The following is a 19517-nucleotide window of genomic DNA, read 5'->3' as shown; positions in this document are numbered from 1 at the left end:
TCTTCGCAAAGGGTCAGAAGAAGGCCAGACCAGGTCTGGCAACTGAAATCGTCAAGCGATCCGATGCGGCCAAAGGCTTCGAGTTGTTGCCACGCCGATGGGTTGTCGAGCGAACCTTCGCATGGCTCGGACGATGCCGTAGACTGGCCAAGGACCTCGAAAACCTGTCAAGAAATGCGCTTGCCTTCCTCAAATTAGCCTCCATCCGCCTCATGCTGCGAAGGCTATGTTCAAAATGAGAAAGTGTTCGGACGGACTCTTAGGCGAAGGCTAAGTGTTAGATTTTGTTGGTGAGGGGGCGTTCTTTCCCTGGAGGCGTCGGTGCGTCCATGCCTGCCCCCTCTCTTGCAATTTCTAGGACTTAGCTGAAGCCTAAGATGCTGAAATTGCTTTCTCCCCCACAAAGGGGGAGATAAGAAACCGCTGTTGCCTTTTCACGTCGCCGGATTGGATTCAACCTTCGTAGCTATTAAACTATATACCTTGGTCAAACCGCGCTCTGTGAGATTCCAGGCAAAACCACCTCTAGTTCCGCTATCTAGTTCGATAAAGCCTAAAGCGCTAAACTGCACTCGTATTCTTTTTAGACTGTCATCGTATATCTTGACTACGTCAATTCTTATATTTTCGTCCTGATCGTCAGAACTCTGGAGAGTGTGCTTCGCAACTTGGTTGAGCATGCGACATATGTCATTTTCATCGCACGACAGAAGAAGGTCCGGGCCGATGATCCTAAGTATCTCATCCCAAGTAAAATCTGGAAAATAAGGTATTTCCTCGCCTTTTACCCAGTATATTTTGTCGCTTTTTCCGACCTTACGTTCCGACGTTTCAGCCAGATATTTTATTGTTAGAATATCGGACCCACTAGCCAAAGTCTCGTTGGCGCTATTCCATTTTTCGTTTAGCGTCGATTTTAGTTTTTCGATTTCCAATTTTGCTTCAGCCAATTCCAGGCGGAGCGCGCCTCCTCCTTGATCACCTCTAATCCAACCAATTGCCGGTTCTCGTTTAATCAGCTGTGTGAGGCTTCGGCTTACTTTCGCTCCCAAGTCAGTTGGTGAATCCCACATCTTACACAGCCGCGTCTGACACAGTTTTCTAAACTCCAATAGTTTAGCCCTGCCAAATGTAGATTTTTCAGTTTTTCCAGAAACGATGGCTTCCAGATTGGGATGCAAGAACGCTAATACAGGTTTGCCAATACTAACTGCATACCGGTATTCCATCTCTGTATAGCTGATTTTTTCAGTTGGATGAATTGAGCCGTAACGTCCCGCAACGATAACCATGTAATAATCAGACTCATCAATGACTTTTTTGATCCAACTCCATTGCTGCTCAGTGGATGCAGGGAAAAGCTCCATGCCCGCGGGCATGCAATCAAGTTCCAGAAGGGCTTGGATTACTTCAGATCTCTCGTCTTTGAGATCTTCATAAGTTGAGCTGACGAAGACTTGATATCGTTTATCCATGAAAAAAGCCCGCTTCTGAAGCGGGCTCCTCCTTCTTTAACTGATCAGCTGCACCCACTCGTCGCACCGCACGTATCGCACTTCTCGCAGGTGCCATTCCGGACCATGGTGAAGTTCTGGCATTCGCCGCACATGTTGCCCGTATAGCCTTGCGCGATCGAGCGGATGCGGCGCTGGGCTTCGAGTTTCTTGGCGTCCGACTTGGCGGCGGCGGCTTCGGCTGCGGCCTTGTCGGAGAACAGGGCTGTGACTTCCTGTTCGACTTCCCCGGTGATCTCCTCGATCAGTTCGGCAGCGCGTTCCTCATAGTCACGCTTGAACGAGACGATTTCGGACGTCGATATAGAGACGGCCGGTTCGAGCTTGCGGGCAGCATTGCCGGCAAACTGGGGGCTCGAAAACGCTGTGACATTGCCGCCGGCGGTTGCCTTGGCGGGAGCGGCAGTCGCTGCGCCCTTGGGTTCCGTGCCGGCAATCGTACCGCCGGAAACCAAAGTCGGCTTGTGCCCGCGGGTCCAGCCGGTGGAGAGCAGGTTGGTCTTGCCTTCCTGGATGCCCTTGCCGAGCGCCGTGTTGGAGAAGTCGGACGTGTCGACATGGGCCAGATCGTGGCGGTTGAGATAGGACACCGCCAGTTCGCGGAACACATAGTCGAGGATCGACGTGGCGTTCTTGATCGCGTCATTGCCCTGCACCATGCCGGCCGGTTCGAACTTGGTGAAGGTGAAGGCCTCCACGAATTCCTCCAGCGGCACGCCATATTGCAGGCCGAGCGAGATGGCGATGGCGAAATTGTTCATCATCGCCCGGAAGGCAGCGCCTTCCTTGTGCATGTCGATGAAGATCTCGCCGATGCGGCCATCGCCGAATTCGCCGGTGCGCAGATAGACCTTGTGTCCGCCGACGATCGCCTTCTGGGTATAGCCCTGGCGGCGGTTCGGCAGCTTTTCTCGCTCGCGGGTGATGCGTTCGATGACCCGCTCGACGATCTTCTCGGTGATGGTGACGGCCTGTGCCGCGGCCGGGGCCGCCAGGAAATCCTCCATCGCATCTTCGTCCTCGTCGTCTTCGATCAGCGAGGCATTGAGCGGCTGGGAGAGCTTGGAACCATCGCGATAGAGCGCATTGGCCTTCAGCGCCAGCTTCCAGGACAGCATGTAGGCAGCGCCGCATTCCTCAACGGTGGCGTCGTTCGGCATGTTGATGGTCTTCGAGATCGCGCCCGAGATGAACGGCTGGGCCGCCGCCATCATGCGGATGTGGCTCTCGACAGAGAGATAACGCTTGCCGATCTTGCCGCAGGGATTGGCGCAATCGAAGACGGGCAGGTGCTCGTTTTTCAGGAACGGCGCGCCTTCCAGCGTCATCGCTCCGCAGACATGCACATTGGCCGCCTCGATGTCCTTTTTCGAGAAACCGATATGCTCGAGCAGGCTGAAGCTCATGTCGGCGAGCTGCTCGTCGGAAACCTTGAGCGTCTCCTTGAGGAAGTCGACACCGAGCGTCCACTGGTTGAAGACGAACTTGATGTCGAAGGCCGCCTTGGTGGCGCCGTTGATCGCCTCGATCTTGTCGTCGCTAAAGCCCTTGGCCTTGAGCGAGCCGGGATTGATCGCCGGTGCCTGGTTGATATTGCCATGGCCGACCGCATAGGCCTCGATCTCGGCAAGCTGGCTTTCGGAATAACCGAGCGTGCGCAGGGCTTCCGGCACGGCGCGGTTGATGATCTTGAAGTAGCCGCCGCCGGCGAGCTTCTTGAATTTCACCAGGGCGAAATCCGGCTCGATGCCGGTCGTGTCGCAATCCATGACCAGGCCGATCGTGCCGGTCGGTGCAATCACCGAGACCTGCGCATTGCGGTAGCCATGTTTTTCGCCGAGTTCCAGCGCCTTGTCCCAGGCGGCTGTCGCATGGGCCACGAGGTCCTGATCCGGGCATTCGCCCTGGATGAGGGCAACCGGGTTGACCGACAGGCCTTCATAACCCTGGGTTTCGCCATGGGCGGCGCGGCGGTGGTTGCGGATGACGCGCAGCATCGATTCGCGGTTCGGCTTGAAGCCGGGGAACGGACCGAGCTTGGCGGCGATTTCGGCCGATGTCGCATAGGAGACGCCGGTCATGATCGCCGTCAGGTTGCCAGCAATGGCGCGGCCTTCGGTCGAATCATAGGGAATGCCCGAGGACATCAGGAAGCCGCCGATATTGGCGTAGCCGAGCCCGAGCGTGCGGTATTCATAGGAGCGCTCGGCGATTTCGCGCGACGGGAACTGGGCCATCATCACGGAGATTTCGAGAACCAACGTCCACAGGCGCACCGCATGTTCGTAATCGGCGATGTCGATGTTCTTGGTCTTGGCGTCCTTGAACTGAAGCAGGTTCAGCGAGGCAAGGTTGCAGGCCGTGTCATCGAGGAACATGTATTCCGAGCAGGGGTTGGATGCACGGATCGGACCGGCGGCCGGCGAGGTGTGCCAGTCGTTCATGGTCGTGTTGAAGTGCAGGCCCGGATCGGCCGATGCCCAGGCGGCATGGGAAATCTGTTCCCACAGGTCGCGCGCCTTCAGCGTCTTCATGACCTTGCCGTCCTTGCGGGCGGTGAGGTTCCATGTTCCGTCGGTTTCCACAGCGCGCAGGAAGTCGTCCTTGAGCGAAACGGAGTTGTTGGAGTTCTGGCCGGAGACCGTCAGATAGGCTTCCGAATCCCAGTCTGTGTCATAGGTCTTGAAGTCGATGTCCTTGTAGCCCTGCTTGGCGAACTGGATGACACGCTTGACGTAGTTTTCCGGAACCTGGTCCTTCTTGGCGGCCTTGATCTCGCGCTTCAGGGCAGGGTTCTGCTTGGGGTCGTAGCAGGCATCATTGTCGGCCGTGCAATTGATGCAGGCCTTCATGATTGCCTTCAGGTGCTTGGCAACAATTTTGGAGCCGGTGACGAGGGAGGCAACCTTCTGCTCTTCCTTGACCTTCCAGTTGATGTAGGCCTCGATATCCGGATGGTCGATATCGACCACGACCATCTTGGCGGCGCGCCGTGTGGTGCCGCCCGACTTGATGGCACCGGCCGCGCGGTCGCCGATCTTCAGGAAGGACATGAGGCCGGAGGACTTGCCGCCGCCGGACAGTTTTTCACCTTCGCCGCGCAGGTAGGAGAAGTTGGACCCTGTGCCGGAGCCATATTTGAACAGACGGGCTTCACGCACCCACAGGTCCATGATGCCGCCCTCGTTGACGAGGTCGTCGCCAACCGACTGGATGAAGCAGGCATGGGGCTGCGGATGTTCGTAGGACGACTTGGACTTGACGAGCTTGCTGGTGAAGGGGTCGACGTAGAAATGTCCCTGGCCGGGGCCGTCAATGCCATAGGCCCAGTGGAGACCGGTGTTGAACCATTGCGGCGAGTTCGGTGCGACGCGCTGGGTGGCAAGCATGTAGGCGAGTTCGTCGCGGAAGGCGAGGGCGTCTTCTTCAGAGGCGAAATAATTGCCCTTCCAGCCCCAATAGGTCCAGGTACCGGCCAGGCGATCGAAAACCTGACGGGCATCGGTCTCGGAGCCGTACTGCTCGTCCTTGGGGATGTCCTTCATCGCGGCAAGGTCTGCCTCGGAACGCCGCAGCCAGGACGGAACGGCATTTTCCTCGACCTTTTTCAGCCGTGCAGGCACGCCGGCCTTGCGAAAATATTTTTGCGCCAGAATGTCGGCAGCGACCTGCGAAAACTGGGCCGGCACATCGATGTCGGCCAGACGGAAGACGATGGAACCATCGGGATTCTTGATCTCGCTGATGGCTTTGCGAAACTCAATCTGGGCGTAGGCGGATTGGCCTGCCTGGGTGAAACGACGTTCGATCTTCATAAGTCCCGTATCCTTTGTTTTCCGCGCCTGCTTGCCGCGTCGCCGGCACCATGGTGCCGGGCAAATTTATCCCGCCCGGCCGCGCGGGAGGGTGCGCAGCCAGTTCCAGTCTCCACGTCATGTCAGGAAACCCCTTGTCGGGACACCCTGTATCTTGTGCTGAATTTGGCTGCAAACACTAAATATAGTATTAACAACTTCTTTACGCCAGCTATTTGTGACGCAAGGGGCAGTTGGGACATCACAAAATATCGCGCTCGCGACCGGCGGATCATCCGCCTCGGCCGCCTGAACATCAGACGATAGTTTGAAATAAACCGGCCTCGTAACTTCCCGGTCCCGCCGCCGCCGCAACGTAGAATTCATTAACCGCATCCCACCCGATTCCGTCAAGGGGTGGTTTGTGATGGAAATGCGAACACCAGATATAGTGTGTGGTGCTTGTGGAAAACGGGGACAGTGGGCAAATTCAGCAAAAACAGCAGCTTGGCGGCTTGCCTGAAATTTCGCGGCAAGATCGCTGTGAAAAACCCCATTATTTGCGGGTAAAAATCAGCAGGATTAGGGAGACGGCGAAACTTGCGGATGGCCATGGCCTACAAATTATGCGCCGTTCCGGAACGATTCGCCCCACCGGGACCCGCGCCGTCTGCCGCGCAAGGCTTTGGCGCGTACCGACCCGAAAATCGATCAGAGTGCGTCCAGATTGATGCCGACGGTGATCGAGCCGATCGGTTGGCCTGTGACTGGATCCGAAACCGTCATGCTGGCCTGCGATTGCAGCATCTGGGTCGAGTCGTCCCTTTCGGCACCATCGATGAACATCACATCCGGTCCGATGAGAAAAGTTTTCTGCCACTTCGCCTCGTCACCCTGCCAGTAGTCGGAGGTGATCTCGCTCTCGCCGACGCTCAGGCCTTTTGCGTCGATGACAAAGATTTCCGTGATGACGCCGTCAGACAGTGCCTGTCTTTTCTTCAGGAACTGCGACACAGCACTCGACAGAACCGAATCAATCAACGGCCGCCGCGTGCTTGCGGTTTCCGCGCGCCACTGCGCATCCAGAGCTGCGATGGCTGGATGCGTCAGGTGGGCGTTCAACTCGTTGTGGTCTTTCAAGGCGTCAATGATCGTCCGGTCGGTGATCCAGGGCAGCACGTTGGTTTCGACATAGTCCCTGACCGGCGCCACGTGAATGGGGTCTTGCGCATATGCTGGCCCCGACGCGCCGAGCATCCACAGACCAAGCAGGGCAAGTGCCTTGCGGCGCATTGATGTTTCCTTTTCCGCTTCCCGGGCATGCCCGAGACCAGCACCGCCGCGTCTTCGCGCCGGTCGCTGCAGTCTGCCCCTGTTCCGGGGGGATAGATCCGAAGCCGTCTGGTTAGGCCGGGTGCGCAGAAGCCGGCCATGCCACACAAGCCGCGGCGCGCTGCGAAAAATCAGCTGCGGCCGCCCTTGGCGATCGGTTCCTGATAGGTGAAGCCCATGTCCCAGGGGAAATAGATCCAGGTGTCCTGGCTGACTTCCGTGACGAAGGTATCAACCATCGGACGGCCCTTCGGCTTGGCGTATACGGCCGCGAAATGGGCGTTCGGCAGCATTTCCCGGACGATGGCCGCGGTCTTTCCGGTATCGGTGAGGTCATCGACGATCAGAATGTCGCGACCACCATCGGCCTTCAGTTCCTCGGAAATCCCCTTGATGACCACCATCTGACCCTGTTCGACATAGTCGTGATAGGACGCGACGCAGACGGTTTCGATCAGGCGGATGCCGAGTTCGCGGCAGATGATGGCAGCAGGCACGAGACCGCCGCGGGTGATGCAGACCATGGCTTTCCATTCGCGTCCTTCGCCGGCGAGCCGCCAGGCCAAGGCGCGCGCGTCGCGGTGAAACTGGTCCCAGGAAACGGGAAAGGCTTTTTCGGGAAGGGACATGCGCGAGGCTCCAGCTTGATCATCGCAGATCGGAGGGTGAAACGGCGACGGCAGGCCTTCTGCCGCGCGTAAACCCATGCTTTACCGGCAATGCCCGCCGCTTTGCAAGAGCGTCGCCGGCGCGCTCCACGGCTGGGCGCATAGCGATGGCGTTTGTCGAAGGTCGATGTCGTCGCTCTGTGGAGACGGATTGCACCACCACCCGGCCTATGGACCAGTCGGTGGCAGGTTTGAAACACGCGGCATGCCATAATTCGGACCGGATTGGAGGAATGATGCAGCCGCTGCCGACGGGGCAGGATGGAACGCACGCATGATCAGCATTCTGCAATCGCATTTCCGCGTAACGGCAGCCCTTGTGGTGCGGGAAATGTCGGCCCGCTTCGGCGACAAACCCGGCGGTTATGTCTGGGCGATGCTTGATCCCGTTTCGCATGTGCTGCTGATGACGGTGCTCTTCGCCGCAATTGCCCGGTCGCCGGCGCTTGGATCGAGTTTTCCGTTGTTCTTCGCCACCGGTTATCTCGCCTTCCAGTTCTACCAGGCGATGTCGTCCTATCTTGCCTCCGCGGTTAAAGCCAACAAATCGCTGCTGAACTATCCGCTGGTCGCCCCGATCGATACGGTTGTTGCCCGCTACATTCTCCAGTTCATGACGACGTCGCTCGTCGCCGTCTGCATCCTTGGCTTCATCATTCTGGAAACGCCGCAGTTTTCCGCATCGATCGACTGGGCTGCGGTCATCGAGGCAGGCTTTGCCGCCACCTTGCTCGGCGCCGGTATCGGCCTTATCAACGTCACGCTCTTTGTGCGCGCGCCCTTGTACGAGAAGATTTTCAGCATCATCAACAGGCCAATGATGCTGCTCTCCGGCGTCTTCTTCCTGCCCGATTCGATGCCGCAGTCCTATGGCGGCATCCTGCTCTACAATCCGGTCGCCCATGTGATCATGTGGTTCCGCACCGGGTTTTATCCTGAGTACCAGCCGGCGTCGTTGAATACCGGTTATGTAATGGAATGCGCCTTCGTGCTGATCTTCATCGGGCTCGCCTTGCTCAGCGTGTCTTCAGCGAGCCTGCGGAACGACTGATCCGGGAAACGGGACGCGTGGTGCAACTGAGCGGAGCGAAGTCGAACCAGGGCAATGGATTGGCGTGTGGTATCGCGCAACGAAAAGAATGGTGCGGACGACGGGGGTCGAACCCGTACGGATCTCTCCGAGAGATTTTAAGTCTCTTGCGTCTACCAGTTTCGCCACGTCCGCATGTAATTAAATCATATACTTAGATCAGTTCTGAAGGTATGATCCTGCAAAACAACCCTTGGTGTTTTGCATAATGCCTTCTCCTTCTGTTCCGTTCGGTGGTTTAAACATAGTCCTAGCGCGTGGCAAGTGGTACGTCATGACAAGGGGCAAGCCATCCATAACCTTCGTACGTGGTTTCTCGGGAACACGAGATGAGCTGAATGAGCATCTACAAAGCCCCGATATAGCGAATTGGATCGTCAAAAGCGGGTGTGGCAACCGCAAAGGGGAAGCAACGCATGTCGACCCGTTCCGTCTAGCTGTCGCCAAGCGCGTCATCATCTCATGCAAGAAACGGGCTGCCGAACGCCAGATTGGTTTCGATCTCTCGGCTGATTGGATGTACTCAGAGCTTCTTCGGCAGAACGATCGATGCCAGTTGACCGGAATGCCATTCGACTACCGCCCCAGAGTTCGAAAAGACGATTGGCACAAAAATCCTTTTGCCCCGAGCCCTGACCGCATCGACAGGCGTGAAGGGTATGTTGCGAGCAACGTTCGGATTGTACTTACTAGCGTTAACATAGCAATCAACGAGTGGGGCCTCGACCACTTCAAGGCGGTCTCCCGCAAGCTTCTCGCCGGGGAACTCAGCCCTACGGATTGAACTGCTTTCCCTTGAAAGCTCTAATCACCTTGGCCTCGCTTTCGACGTGCCGAGTGTAGTGCGTGCCCATGCGTTCGGACTTATCTCCGAGCGCGGCCGCAATGTCGCCAGCATCCGCCCCCGATCGTCTCAGATCGGCCGCATAGGTGACCCGTAGGCCGTGGAGCGTAGTCCCGGCACCAACCTTCCCATCCTTCTCCAGTGCCCGCAGGAAGTGGCTCACGTCGGTCTGCATCTGCACCTCGTTGTCCCACGTTGCGCCGTTCTGCCGCGTGGCGATCAACGTGGATGTCTTGTCGACACCGGCCAAATGCTCCTGCAGCTCGACTGCGGCAGGCACCCAAAGCACCTCATTGTTCTTACGCGTCACGACTCGAAAGCATTTGCCGTATGAAGGATCGTCCTGATATTCGCGCCATTTCAGGACAGCGATCGTCTGCCCGCGAAAGCCAGCATACCGAGCAAGGAAGAGAATCGTCTTGATGTGCGGAGGCGCGGCCTCGATCGCTGCGGACACCTCATCGGCCATCCATTCGCGATTGGTGTTCGGATTGGCTTTGTGGGCCTTGTCCATGCCTCGGGCTGGATTGCTCGGGATCTTTTTACGCTTCACTCCCTGGCTGAACATCGTCGACAGCGCGGCAATCATTTTGTCGGCAAAGCGGGGCCATTTCTCGATCGCGCACTTGTCCCGGATATCGTAAAGGTCAGATTGGGTGATCTGCGAAACCTCGGTATGAAATATCGGGCGCAAGTGTTTGAAAGCCACCGAATAGTCGTTCTTCGTGGCATCGGCCAAGGTCTGGTATTTCGGGCATTCGGTTTCAAACCATCGCACCAGATCGCCTAGGGTGCCGGGCTCATAGGTCAGGCTGGATTGAAGCAGTCGCCTCGAATTGTATTTCGCCATGAAGTCGGGCATCGCAAGGCGCTTCATTAGATCGTCACGCGAGCCCTCGAAGCCGCCCAAGAGCTTCTCTTTTGTCTCGCGCACGTAGACATACCAGCGCCCACGCGCCTTGATGACGTTAAGCCCTTCGTACTTCACCAGCACCACCATACAGCTGCTCCACCAGGCTTCTCTTGGGCGGCGCAGTCTGCTTGTTCGGGTCGATAGAAACTAGCCATTCGTCAAGGCGCTGACGCAGATAGCGCGCGCCCCTTGTGGATTGTGTGAATTGTAGTGGTTTGACCGGGCAAACCTTCTGGAAGGTCTCGACACATACGCCGCAATATGCTGCGGCTGATTTGAGGTCCATTGCAGCCGGCCAGTAGGGTAGCTTTTCCGATGCTGCGGTCATTCGCTACCCCTCTCCCTCGGGGTGGGCGATGGGTTTACCTTGCGGCAGTCGATCGGCTTGAAGCCGTCCGTGATATAGCCGTCATGCAGGAGTGTGATGCTCGGCTCCAGCGGTCCGATAGAAAATCGTCGGTTCATCTCGATCCCGATGATGACGCCCTCGAACCGGTCGTTATCCGCACTGGCGTCAACTACAACTTCGTCACCAATCTGGAATCGGTTTAGGTCTGGCAGGTCGATAAGCTTGTTTTCCAGCGATAACTTGAGCATCTACTCGCCCTCCGTAGCCGGGGCTGCGAGGCACGACAGGATGCGGCGTTCGAAGTGGCAGAACGGCGCGGCGGCAAGCTGGTCGGGCGACGGGGTGTCGCGTTCTGTCATGGCTGCGTCTCCCTATAGAGCGAGCGTCTTGGCAATTCTGCTTTGGCCTGGCGCTGGGGTTTTTCGGATCGGGCGAATGGGGCGGACTTGATCGGTTGCGTCTTGCGCTTCATGCCGAGATGCCTTTCCTCACGGCGCTTGGCCTCCGCAATCACCGCAACGTCATCGGCGGTTTTTGGCTTGTGGCAGCACTCGACCCCGAGCAGTTTCCCGTCATCGGCAGTCAGCTTCCTGCTCTTGTCGATCTGGAGCGCATCCGGGATGGTGTGATCGATGTGATAGGGCTTGGCGCCGAGCACCAGGCCGCATCCTTCGCAGCATATCCCGTCTTTAGGATGCAGAGCGCGCTTCACGATCTGAGCGTAGACGGTTTTAGTGAATTCGCGCCGGGCCATCAGGCAGCCCTCCGGTATGCCAAAGTGAACGGCAGGCGGCTGGACAGAACCCACATGTGGTACATGTCGTTCTCGTCGATGACTGATGATGCGGTTTTCTGCCAATCAATCATGGCGCGTCCTCTGCAAACCAAGTGCGGCGTGGATATCCTCGCGCTGCTCGGCAATGACTGTTTTCGTTGAGCGATGACGGGAGCGGAGCGTGGCGATCTTCTGCTTGCGCTCGGCGACGGCCGGTAGGGCGCGGGCGAGGCGGCGTGTCGCCCTCCAAGCCTTCCAAGACTGGATTGCAATCAGCATGAGGCGGTTCATGACGCCCTCCGCTCTGTATGGCGGTCGGAACCGAAACGCTCGTCCATGAAGCCGCGACGGCACGTTTCCGTAAGCTCGACGTTGTTCATTCCGCAGAACGCCAGAAGGTATTCGATCAGGCTGGACGCCCTTGAGACCGACATGCTGGCGCTGCTTTCGCGGATGGCGACAAACTCTCCCTCCAAGCCGGGGATCACCTCGCCGCTGTGGCCGGTAGCGACCGCGTGGCCGCTGATGACGATCATCTTCCATTCTTCAAGCGTCCGGCGCTTCCCTGCCCATGTCAGGGGAGACCGGGCCAAGTCGCCAAGGATGGCATGGAGCTTGGCGCTCTGATCGTTTGACCGCTGCTTTGGCGCGATGGTGACCGTAAAGTCAGGCAGCGCCTTCATGAGCGCTGCCATCGCGTTGCCGCGGACGTGTTCGTTGATCAAAACAAAGGTTTTCTTTTCCTGCGCCATTGTCGCCTCACGAATTCAGCGGGTGACGAGATGCTTCGGCATCCGTCATTGGAATGTCCCCGGGGAAACGGTTTTCAGCCAGGGAAGCGCCGTAAACACCGAAATCTGCTTTCAGCGTTTTGTATTGACCGTCAGAAAGCTTCGCCCGCGCCGCCTTGCAATCGGCATCGATCCACCACGACTTAAGTTCGGCGGTGGTCTTGTTTTCGCGCATCGACGAAATCAGATCGGACAGGGACTTTTGATCAGCGGCGGTCTGTTTCGCTGGGGTCGTAGTTTTGTCTGCTGCCTTTTGAGGATGAGCGCCCCGAACGTGTTTCCACGGGTCGTCGTTCCACTTTTTCCATTGCTTCTTGCCCTTGTAGTCGATGGACTGGCACGGAACCCATGGGGCAGGGATAGCATAGAGGTAGCGGCCAATGCCCCACTTCACGGCGGCGCGCTTCAAGGCGTCGGAGATCGCGCCCTTTTCGGCCTCGACATCGCTGTCGCCGGCACCATCGGCCTTCGTGACCCATTCGCCATCAACACGAATGGACAGGTAGCAAATCGTTCGGGCGCCGTGGAACTCGTAGCGGTCCTGCCAATTCTCAGCTCCGCAAACCTCGTCAAGCCGGTCCATAACATCGCGGGCATCGATGTAGGCGAGAGCAAGCGCCTTATCGCCCTCTCTTGTCAGAGACTGTGCACGCCAGTTGATGGCATCGCGCCGGAACTCTGCAAACAGTAGCTTGATATCCTCGGTAGTTGGCATCACGCGGCCTCCTTCATGTCGGCAATCGCGATCTGAAGTTCCTTCGGAACGTCAAACACGGTTCCGTCAGAAAGCTTGGGGTTCAGGAGCCAGGTGAGGTATCCGTCTGGAAGCTCGGAGATGTGCTTGCCGGAGTGCTTGCCAAAGGTCACATATCCTTGAGCAGCGAGGTTTTCCGTGCCAGGACCGACGAGCAGTTTAAGCCTGCCTTCGATCGCATCCTCGTAGGCTTGCATGACCTCCTCGTCCCAATAGAAGCTCTCGACATTCAGAGAGAGCGAACGCAAAAGGGATTCGCCGTCATCCGTTCCGGAAAGGGCCTTCTGCAGGCTGAGAGCAGCGCGGCGCATCGTGACAAGCGAAACGTCGTCGGGCTGGATTTCAAAGGCGATGTTCTTCTTGTCCGTGACGTAGGTCAGTTTCACGGGAACGCCGCGCGCTCTGGCGTAAAATGCCGCCTGCCAGCGATGCGAGATTGATACACTTTCGATCTTCGATGGGCATCGTGTTGTGGTCTTCAATTCCACGATCGACTTATCTTCGAAAAGGAAATCAACCTTACCGAAAAGCGGCACGTCAACGTCATCAAGAAAGGCCTCGACGCCGAACTGTGTGCCCATGACGTTGGATGGCATGGTGCTGATAGCAATCACGGCTTGCTCCACCATGCCGGGAACGCCCTTGAGAACATCGTCGATTTCTTCCGACGTTTCACCTGCTGCGCGCTGCCAGAATGTTTCGACGGCCAATGTCTTGGCGTTTGCCATGGCGTCTTCACGATGGCGGTTGTGCAGCCAAAAATTCAAACCGGCTTCGACCGCATCGCCGCGCCACATTTTGGCGTTAGCCTTACCCTTCACACCGTACAGACGGCGCAGAATGAGGGTTGCCGGCGCGGCATCCCATTGAGCGATCATCGTGGGGGAAAGGCTTTTGATGTTAAAGCGTTCAAAGGCATTCATCACGCGGCTTCCTTGTTTTTGATATTGGGGTGCAGGCAACGTTCCAGGCTATCCGCCTGCTTCTCGTACCAGTCGGCTTTCTCATCGAGATCATCCGCACGCGTCAGCCATCCGCTTCGTGTCGGCTCATTCATCAAAGGCGCATCCCGGCGATATTCATCAGCCATGGAACGGCACCAAACGGCGTGACGTCGGTATGTCTCAACGCTCATATCGATCCTCAAATCTGAACTGCGATGCCGACGAAGATCGCAAACACGATCACGACAGCGATTTGCAGCCACTGGTTGGGAGAAGGGGAGACTTCCGCCGGCGGGAAGACGTGGATGATCTGAGCGTCTTCGTGTCGTGCAAGTGCGTTCTCGTTCATGTCCTGCTCCTCAATATTTCAGGGTGACGTTGGGGATGGTGCCTTTGACCAAAGCGATGACGATCAGCATGGCCTGCTCATCAGCGATGCCGGCACAGCGGTGTGCGTCGGTGAATTCTGCCATCTTCGTTCTTCCTTCAGATATCCATTTTGAAATCCGCCCGAAGGCGGACGCCGAAAGGGATCGGATTAGTCGGCCACGCGCCGGGCCAGCTCGGCATAGGGGTCGTATTCGCGGTCGGTGCGGAACATGATCTTGTCGCCGGGTTCGAAGGCATGCGGAGCATGAGTGTCGTGGCCGCGCAGATGTGTGAGCGAACCAGGGCTTTCGAGAATGCCGAAGAGAATCGTCATGCCCTGCGGAGCGTCCGGCTGCTGGAAAACCTGCACTCGCTCCGCTTCGAGAACGTGGTGATGTCCCGTTTCGGAATGGCCGATGATGAAATGGCCGTTTTCCTTCTTCATGGGAACGGCGTTTCCGGGGATCTCATCAACGCGGAACATGCGGATTTCGCCCTGAGCTCCAAGAGTTTCAATAATGCGCATAATCGTCATCCTTTCAGGTTCTGACGGTGGGAAATTGGAAGTTTTCTACGGGAAGGCCGGTGAGCCATGCTTGGGCCTCAACGACCGTCTTCACATCCGGCGGTACGCCGATTGCAAATTCTCTTTTCGTGCCGCACTGCGCGTGGATGAACCTGCTTTTGCGGTCCAAATCCGGAAGTTGAACTTCCACAAGGGCGCCGCACAGCGGATCGGGGTGCTCGTCAACGACCTTTGCATTCAACTCGCGCAAGACATTGTGCCAGCCGACGATTTCGAGGGCGCATCGGCGTTGCTCGATGTTTTCCCAGGTCAGTGCGGTTCTTGCGGAAAGTGAAGACTTGTCTTCAACCCACTCCGAAGGGATTTGCACGCCGTGCCAGTGGTACAGGCTCCAGCCATCCCGCCACCGATGCGATGGCCCAGTCTCGCAGTGTGGGCGATTCTGATCGTCAACTTTCAGAGTCTCAGGGAAATCGGAGACGAGGAAAAATTCTTCGTGCATGACGCGGAAGCCGCCGTGGATCGCGGCCTGCTCCCAATGCGCGTATCCGGCGTGGCTGACGAGCTCCAGGCCGAGGATGTCACGGCAGGCTGTCAGATAGCAGTCGTAGCCGGCCCACATGTTGCCGCCTTGGTAGCTGCTGTACCAGCGTTTTGCGCATTCGATACCAAGTGCACCACCAAGTTCACGGCAGGCATCCGCTTCGATACGCTCACGGTCGCTGGTCGCCGCGTAGGTCGCCGCGTCGGTCGCCGCGTAGGTCGCCGCGTCGGTCGCCGCGTAGGTCGCCGCGTAGGTCGCCGCGTTGGTCGCCGCGTCGGTCGCCGCGTCGGTCGCCGCGTAGGTCGCCGCGCTGGTCGCCGCGTAGGTCGCCGCGTCGGTCGCCGCGTTGGTCGCCGCGTAGGTCGCCGCGTTGGTCGCCGCGTAGGTCGCCGCGCTGGTCGCCGCGTAGGTCGCCGCGTGGCGCCGCGGGTCGCCGCGTAGGTCGCCGCGCTGGTCTTACGTCCGTGCCAGATAGCGGCGGAGGCGCCGTAGGCGAAAGCCATGACAAGTGGCGATGGGACAATAATTACCCGCGGTTTCTTCAAGCCCGCCACGGCATAGAGTCCCTCCATTGCCGGGATGATCTTTTCCGGCTCGATCGGGTCGGTTCGCATCGCGCGTCCGATCCACAGCTTTGCGTGTTCTTCCATTCGGGCTTTTTCTTCAGCAGTTATGCCGCCGTGCGCCTTTGTGGGCGTTCTGATGATGGTCATTGTTTTTCCTTTCTGGGTTTACGGAAGCCGCTCAGTTCGGCGGCATGCGGGGTGAAGGTCGCGGCAGTCATAGTGGCCGGCAGCTTGATGATCAGGTCTGTTGATACTTCGGTGCTCATGATGTCCTCAAAGCTGAACTGCGATGCCGACGGCGATCGCAAAGAAGATCGTGGCAGCGATACGCAGCCACTGGTTGGGGGCCGGAGAGACTTCCGACGGCGGGAAAATTTGGATGATCGTGCGGATCGCGGGGTCGGGGCGGGTCATGCGAGAACCGGCTTCCCGCCCTTCAGTGTGTAAAACACGTCAGGCTCGATACCGTCCTTGCCCACAATCCCTGCCCATACGGCAATGATCTCGTAATCATCATTGCGCTCTGCGAGGAAGATAGCGTTGCCATCCGCGCCGGAAGCTCGACCGGCGCGACCAGAAGCCATCGCTGCGCCCCGATAGCCAACGGCAGATGCAACGCCCCGCTCGCCAGTGGCAGATGCAGCGCCCCAATCGCCGGTGGCAGATGCGGCCCCCTGATTGCCGGTGGCAGTTGCTGCCCCCCGATAACCGGTGGCAGATGCGGCCCCCCGGTTGCCGGCGGCAAATGCAGCGCCCTGAGTGCCGGCGGCAGATGCGGCCCCCTGATCACCGGTGGCAGTTGCAACGCCCCGACTGCCGGTGGCAGATGCGGCCCCCTGATCACCGGTGGCAGATGCAACGCCCTGATAGCCGGTGGCAGATGCGGCGCCCTGATCACCGGTGGCAGACGCAACGCCACGATCGCCGGTGGCAGATGCAACGCCCCGATCGCCGGTGGCAGATGCGGCCCCATGATTACCGGTGGCAGATGCAGCGCCCTGATCGCCGGTGGCAGATGCGGCCCCCTGATTACCGGTGGCAGATGCGGCCCCCCGGTTGCCGGTGGCAGATGCAGCGCCCCGAAAGCCGGTGGCAGATGCTGCGCCCTGAGTGCCGGTGGCAGACGCAACGCCCCGATAACCGGTGGCAGATGCGGCCCCCCGGTTGCCGGTGGCAGATGCAGCGCCCTGATTGCCGGGGGCAGATGCAGCGCCCTGATAGCCGGTGGCAGATGCAGCGCCCTGATAGCCGGGGGCAGATGCGGCCCCCCGGTTGCCGGTGGCAGATGCAGCGCCCTGATCACAGGTGGCACGATCCATGACCCATTTGACAGCGCGGGAAACGAGTTCTGGAATTTTCAGTTCGGCCTTGATGGTAATTTCAGCAGATGCAATCTTGCTGTCTTCCGAAGAGCGGGACAGTGGGCCGGACAACTCCACCTCGTGAAAGACCGAAAGACCGGGGGCGTAATAATTCAAAACTTCGAGCGGATGGCCTTCGATTGCGTGAAAGCCAGAATTGCATACCTCTACCTTGCCTTCATGCTTGAAGGTCTTGCCGACCTCAAACTGAAATCCACGGCACGACAGGCCTTTGTCGAAGCCTTTGATCGCTACAACAACCTGATCCGCTTCCTTCACTGCATCTTTCTGCTTTGGCTTCTTGACCATGGTCTTGTCCCTCGTTGGATTGGTTGATTATTCTGATGCTGCGAAGTGGGCGTGAATGCATGCGTCCCGACGCTCGTCGTAAGCGCGGTCAGGATCGGGCAACCGGCTATCAGCAAGCGCCATAGCCCATTCTTCCGCAGCCTTGCGGCCTTCATGGGTGCTTTTGTCATAAAGGACTGCCGCAATTTCCTGGTACAGCTTGGCTTCGAGAGTGCCGCCTTCACGGACAGGCCTGATCCATGGGCCGCCGTCGAGCTTGACGGACTGGACGAAGAAATCGCCGTCGCCAGCATCCTGGAGATAGGCTGTGCCATAGAGCAGCATGCCGACGCCGAAGCTCGGAGTCATGAGTTCGTCAAAGGGAAGTTCGATTTCGAGGGAGGTCATCTGTCTCAACTCCGTGAAGATCGCGGCGATTTAAGCGGCGCGCTGATCGGTCAGAATGTTGTTGGAAAGCGTCTTCATCGTTTCTTGAAGCGGGGTCAGGAACTCGACTTCGATGCCACACTCGCGTCCGGTTTCGATTGTCCCGGCAAGGGACTTCATGAACCGCTGCATGCGGGCTTTCTCCGGAGAGGGGAGATTATCGACGCAATCCCTTGCGCTCTCGAAAGCCACAGCGATGGTCTTGCCCTTGGCGTAGTGAAATGTGTCTTCGGCATAGTTGTTGCCGGGTCTTGCCTGCGACAGCAGGATGGTCAGGTCGGAATTTGCCGGCCATACAATGCTTGCGTCGGGACGAGCGAGGCCCTTCCCGAGCATCGCCGTGACCAGTTCCGAAAGTCCCTTGCTGATTTCCTTGCTTTCCATGTTCTCAACTCCGTGAAGCGGTTTGTTGAGAAGAGACTACAAGGAAACTAGTAAGGCTGTCAACAAGGAAACTAGTATTTATTTTGATCGGTTCGAATCGCCATGCTACAAACGAAAAGCCCCGCCGGGTGACGGCGGGGCTTTCAGGCATAGAAAGATGGTGATTTGAATGACCGGATATGGAAGCAAAGACGGCTTCAATGCGTGGGCGTCAGACGGCGTTGACGATGCCCAGCGCTACACAGGCGGCGGTCATATAGTCGAACCGGATATCGGTGAAAACATCATCTACGACGAGATGTGGGCTGAACTGGATGGTGGCAAGGTGCTTTGGCGTCTGTCGATCGACATCGGTCGAATCCTGCATGGCAGCGTGCTAGGGGATAAAGCGCCGATAGTCGTGAAGTTTTCGAACGGCCTGGGAACTGCTGGCTATGCCAAGTTCGAATACGTCGCCATCATGAAAGGGAAGATGATTTTAGAAGCCACGGAATTATATCCGGCAAGCTCTGGAGTCCTTTTTCCAGCGCCTGCAATGTTAGTTGCTGCATCCACCTCTGGCAGGTAGCTTTCCCACATCAGACATCCTTCGAACTTCGTGTCTTCCGGCACATTGTTGAAACGGCATAGGGCGCGGGCGGCGCGTTCGCGGGCATGCCGGGAGTTTGATTTTGTTGGGTTGCGCTGTTTCGCGGCATGAGAAACCTCGCCGGGTGAGGGCGGGGCTGGATATGGGTTTTTTTCGATATTCCTAAATAGGGATCGGATTCACGATACGAAGCTGCCAGCGCTAGACACGGTACTCAACCGGGCAGTAATAGCGGCAGTCGATACATCAAACATATCGGCCAGAGCATCAATGGACATGTCCAGATTGGCCTGCACTATTTGGTATGGCATCAAAATGTCAGCAGCCAAACCGTTTGCCTGCTGTTCAATTTTATTGGGCAAACCGCTACGGTACAGAGCATCGTCAAACACCCCATCACCAATCAGGTCTTCGTGTAGAACGAAATGTGCTACCTCGTGCGCAATCGTGAACCTTCTTCGATTCCTGGAATGCGACTTATTCACGAAGATCGCAAAGCCGCTATGGCCGCCCTTTTCACGGTCTTTCTGGATTTTCCCGGAGATAGTTGAAGGCCAGTCCGCCTCATAAACCTTGATTCCAAGCCGGTTAGCTAGCCCAACGACGTTGATCGGTGGGGTCTCGTGCATAGACATATAGAGGCCAACTATCTGAAGCTTCTCTCTCATGTCCATG

26 protein-coding genes and 1 tRNA gene are annotated in these 19517 nt (G+C 57.7%); 4 read left to right on the top strand and 23 right to left on the bottom strand.

Annotated elements, in window-relative coordinates; translation table 11 throughout:
• A partial coding sequence (locus tag AX760_RS11385; protein WP_139276435.1) for a transposase occupies positions 1-239 on the top strand: 239 nt, incomplete at its 5' end.
• A 195-nt stretch (positions 240-434) separates the two neighbouring features.
• Here the strand turns inward: AX760_RS11385 and AX760_RS11380 are convergent.
• The 4 genes from AX760_RS11380 to gpt all read right to left on the bottom strand — a co-directional run bounded on the left by AX760_RS11380 (position 435) and on the right by gpt (position 7269).
• Positions 435-1475, bottom strand: a complete 1041-nt coding sequence (locus tag AX760_RS11380; protein ID WP_071832997.1) for a DUF4062 domain-containing protein — start codon at positions 1473-1475, stop codon at positions 435-437.
• Between the two features lie 44 nt (positions 1476-1519).
• Positions 1520-5329, bottom strand: coding sequence for a vitamin B12-dependent ribonucleotide reductase (locus AX760_RS11375; RefSeq protein WP_071832996.1), 3810 nt, complete (start codon positions 5327-5329; stop codon positions 1520-1522).
• Between the two features lie 690 nt (positions 5330-6019).
• Complete coding sequence (locus tag AX760_RS11370; protein WP_071832995.1) at positions 6020-6601, bottom strand: DUF2059 domain-containing protein; 582 nt, start codon at positions 6599-6601, stop codon at positions 6020-6022.
• A 170-nt stretch (positions 6602-6771) separates the two neighbouring features.
• The gene (gene gpt, locus AX760_RS11365) at positions 6772-7269 is read right to left on the bottom strand and encodes a xanthine phosphoribosyltransferase (RefSeq protein WP_071832994.1); all 498 of its coding nucleotides are present in this window, start codon (positions 7267-7269) and stop codon (positions 6772-6774) included.
• 316 nt (positions 7270-7585) lie between these two features.
• Here gpt and AX760_RS11360 point away from each other — a divergent pair, with 316 nt between their 5' ends.
• Complete coding sequence (locus AX760_RS11360; protein ID WP_087149225.1) at positions 7586-8359, top strand: ABC transporter permease; 774 nt, start codon at positions 7586-7588, stop codon at positions 8357-8359.
• A gap of 89 nt (positions 8360-8448) precedes the next feature.
• Here AX760_RS11360 and AX760_RS11355 read toward each other — a convergent pair.
• Positions 8449-8533, bottom strand: a tRNA-Leu gene (locus AX760_RS11355).
• 139 nt (positions 8534-8672) lie between these two features.
• Here AX760_RS11355 and AX760_RS11350 point away from each other — a divergent pair.
• Complete coding sequence (locus AX760_RS11350; RefSeq protein ID WP_071832992.1) at positions 8673-9182, top strand: hypothetical protein; 510 nt, start codon at positions 8673-8675, stop codon at positions 9180-9182.
• Here the strand turns inward: AX760_RS11350 and AX760_RS11345 are convergent.
• The 17 genes from AX760_RS11345 to AX760_RS11285 form a co-directional block, all read right to left on the bottom strand.
• Positions 9172-10242 carry a tyrosine-type recombinase/integrase gene (locus AX760_RS11345; RefSeq protein WP_071832991.1) on the bottom strand — a complete coding sequence of 357 codons (1071 nt, stop codon included), beginning with the start codon at positions 10240-10242 and terminating at the stop codon, positions 9172-9174. The two genes, AX760_RS11350 and AX760_RS11345, sit on opposite strands and share 11 nt — an antisense overlap.
• Positions 10211-10483, bottom strand: a complete 273-nt coding sequence (locus tag AX760_RS11340) for a hypothetical protein (protein ID WP_071833002.1) — start codon at positions 10481-10483, stop codon at positions 10211-10213. The genes AX760_RS11345 and AX760_RS11340 overlap by 32 nt, the downstream gene beginning before the upstream one ends.
• The gene (locus AX760_RS11335) at positions 10480-10752 is read right to left on the bottom strand and encodes a hypothetical protein (protein WP_071832990.1); all 273 of its coding nucleotides are present in this window, start codon (positions 10750-10752) and stop codon (positions 10480-10482) included. The genes AX760_RS11340 and AX760_RS11335 overlap by 4 nt, the downstream gene beginning before the upstream one ends.
• A gap of 107 nt (positions 10753-10859) precedes the next feature.
• Positions 10860-11258 carry a hypothetical protein gene (locus AX760_RS11330; protein WP_071832989.1) on the bottom strand — a complete coding sequence of 133 codons (399 nt, stop codon included), beginning with the start codon at positions 11256-11258 and terminating at the stop codon, positions 10860-10862.
• 105 nt (positions 11259-11363) lie between these two features.
• Entirely contained in the window at positions 11364-11570 is a 207-nt protein-coding gene (locus tag AX760_RS11325; protein WP_071832988.1) for a hypothetical protein, read from the bottom strand.
• On the bottom strand, positions 11567-12031 hold the full coding sequence (locus AX760_RS11320; protein WP_071832987.1) for a recombination protein NinB: 465 nt from the start codon (positions 12029-12031) through the stop codon (positions 11567-11569). The genes AX760_RS11325 and AX760_RS11320 overlap by 4 nt, the downstream gene beginning before the upstream one ends.
• A gap of 7 nt (positions 12032-12038) precedes the next feature.
• Positions 12039-12785: a Rad52/Rad22 family DNA repair protein gene (locus AX760_RS11315; RefSeq protein WP_071832986.1), complete on the bottom strand. Its 747-nt coding sequence runs from the start codon at positions 12783-12785 to the stop codon at positions 12039-12041.
• Entirely contained in the window at positions 12785-13747 is a 963-nt protein-coding gene (locus AX760_RS11310) for a PD-(D/E)XK nuclease family protein (RefSeq protein WP_071832985.1), read from the bottom strand. Before AX760_RS11310 ends, AX760_RS11315 begins: the two co-directional genes overlap by 1 nt.
• The gene (locus AX760_RS27195) at positions 13747-13914 is read right to left on the bottom strand and encodes a hypothetical protein (RefSeq protein ID WP_175552051.1); all 168 of its coding nucleotides are present in this window, start codon (positions 13912-13914) and stop codon (positions 13747-13749) included. The genes AX760_RS11310 and AX760_RS27195 overlap by 1 nt, the downstream gene beginning before the upstream one ends.
• Before the next feature lie 53 nt (positions 13915-13967).
• Positions 13968-14117 (bottom strand): hypothetical protein, encoded by a 150-nt coding sequence (locus AX760_RS27190; protein WP_175552050.1) that lies wholly within the window; start codon positions 14115-14117, stop codon positions 13968-13970.
• A 189-nt stretch (positions 14118-14306) separates the two neighbouring features.
• A complete protein-coding gene (locus AX760_RS11305) occupies positions 14307-14663 on the bottom strand; it encodes a hypothetical protein (protein WP_139276486.1) in 357 nt (118 codons plus the stop codon).
• A 13-nt stretch (positions 14664-14676) separates the two neighbouring features.
• Positions 14677-15285, bottom strand: a complete 609-nt coding sequence (locus AX760_RS11300) for a DUF6745 domain-containing protein (protein ID WP_071832983.1) — start codon at positions 15283-15285, stop codon at positions 14677-14679.
• Positions 15286-15916: 631 nt separating this feature from the next.
• Positions 15917-16039, bottom strand: a complete 123-nt coding sequence (locus AX760_RS27975) for a hypothetical protein (RefSeq protein ID WP_280950771.1) — start codon at positions 16037-16039, stop codon at positions 15917-15919.
• Positions 16040-16046: 7 nt separating this feature from the next.
• On the bottom strand, positions 16047-16187 hold the full coding sequence (locus tag AX760_RS27185; protein ID WP_175552049.1) for a hypothetical protein: 141 nt from the start codon (positions 16185-16187) through the stop codon (positions 16047-16049).
• Complete coding sequence (locus AX760_RS11295) at positions 16184-17443, bottom strand: DUF7666 domain-containing protein (protein WP_210187377.1); 1260 nt, start codon at positions 17441-17443, stop codon at positions 16184-16186. Before AX760_RS11295 ends, AX760_RS27185 begins: the two co-directional genes overlap by 4 nt.
• A 27-nt stretch (positions 17444-17470) precedes the next feature.
• Positions 17471-17830 carry a hypothetical protein gene (locus AX760_RS11290; protein WP_071832982.1) on the bottom strand — a complete coding sequence of 120 codons (360 nt, stop codon included), beginning with the start codon at positions 17828-17830 and terminating at the stop codon, positions 17471-17473.
• Between the two features lie 30 nt (positions 17831-17860).
• Positions 17861-18253, bottom strand: coding sequence for a hypothetical protein (locus AX760_RS11285; protein WP_071832981.1), 393 nt, complete (start codon positions 18251-18253; stop codon positions 17861-17863).
• 169 nt (positions 18254-18422) lie between these two features.
• On the opposite strand from AX760_RS11285, the gene AX760_RS11280 reads away from it, so the two are divergent.
• Positions 18423-18821 (top strand): hypothetical protein, encoded by a 399-nt coding sequence (locus AX760_RS11280; RefSeq protein WP_071832980.1) that lies wholly within the window; start codon positions 18423-18425, stop codon positions 18819-18821.
• Positions 18822-19021: 200 nt separating this feature from the next.
• On the opposite strand, the gene AX760_RS11275 is transcribed toward AX760_RS11280, so the two are convergent.
• Positions 19022-19516 carry an ImmA/IrrE family metallo-endopeptidase gene (locus tag AX760_RS11275; RefSeq protein ID WP_071832979.1) on the bottom strand — a complete coding sequence of 165 codons (495 nt, stop codon included), beginning with the start codon at positions 19514-19516 and terminating at the stop codon, positions 19022-19024.
• Position 19517 lies beyond the last annotated feature (1 nt).

This window comes from Pararhizobium antarcticum, assembly GCF_001885585.1.
Taxonomy (GTDB): domain Bacteria; phylum Pseudomonadota; class Alphaproteobacteria; order Rhizobiales; family Rhizobiaceae; genus Pararhizobium; species Pararhizobium antarcticum.
Note: the sequence above shows the minus strand (reverse complement) of the source record. Positions and strands in the feature narration are given on the sequence as shown.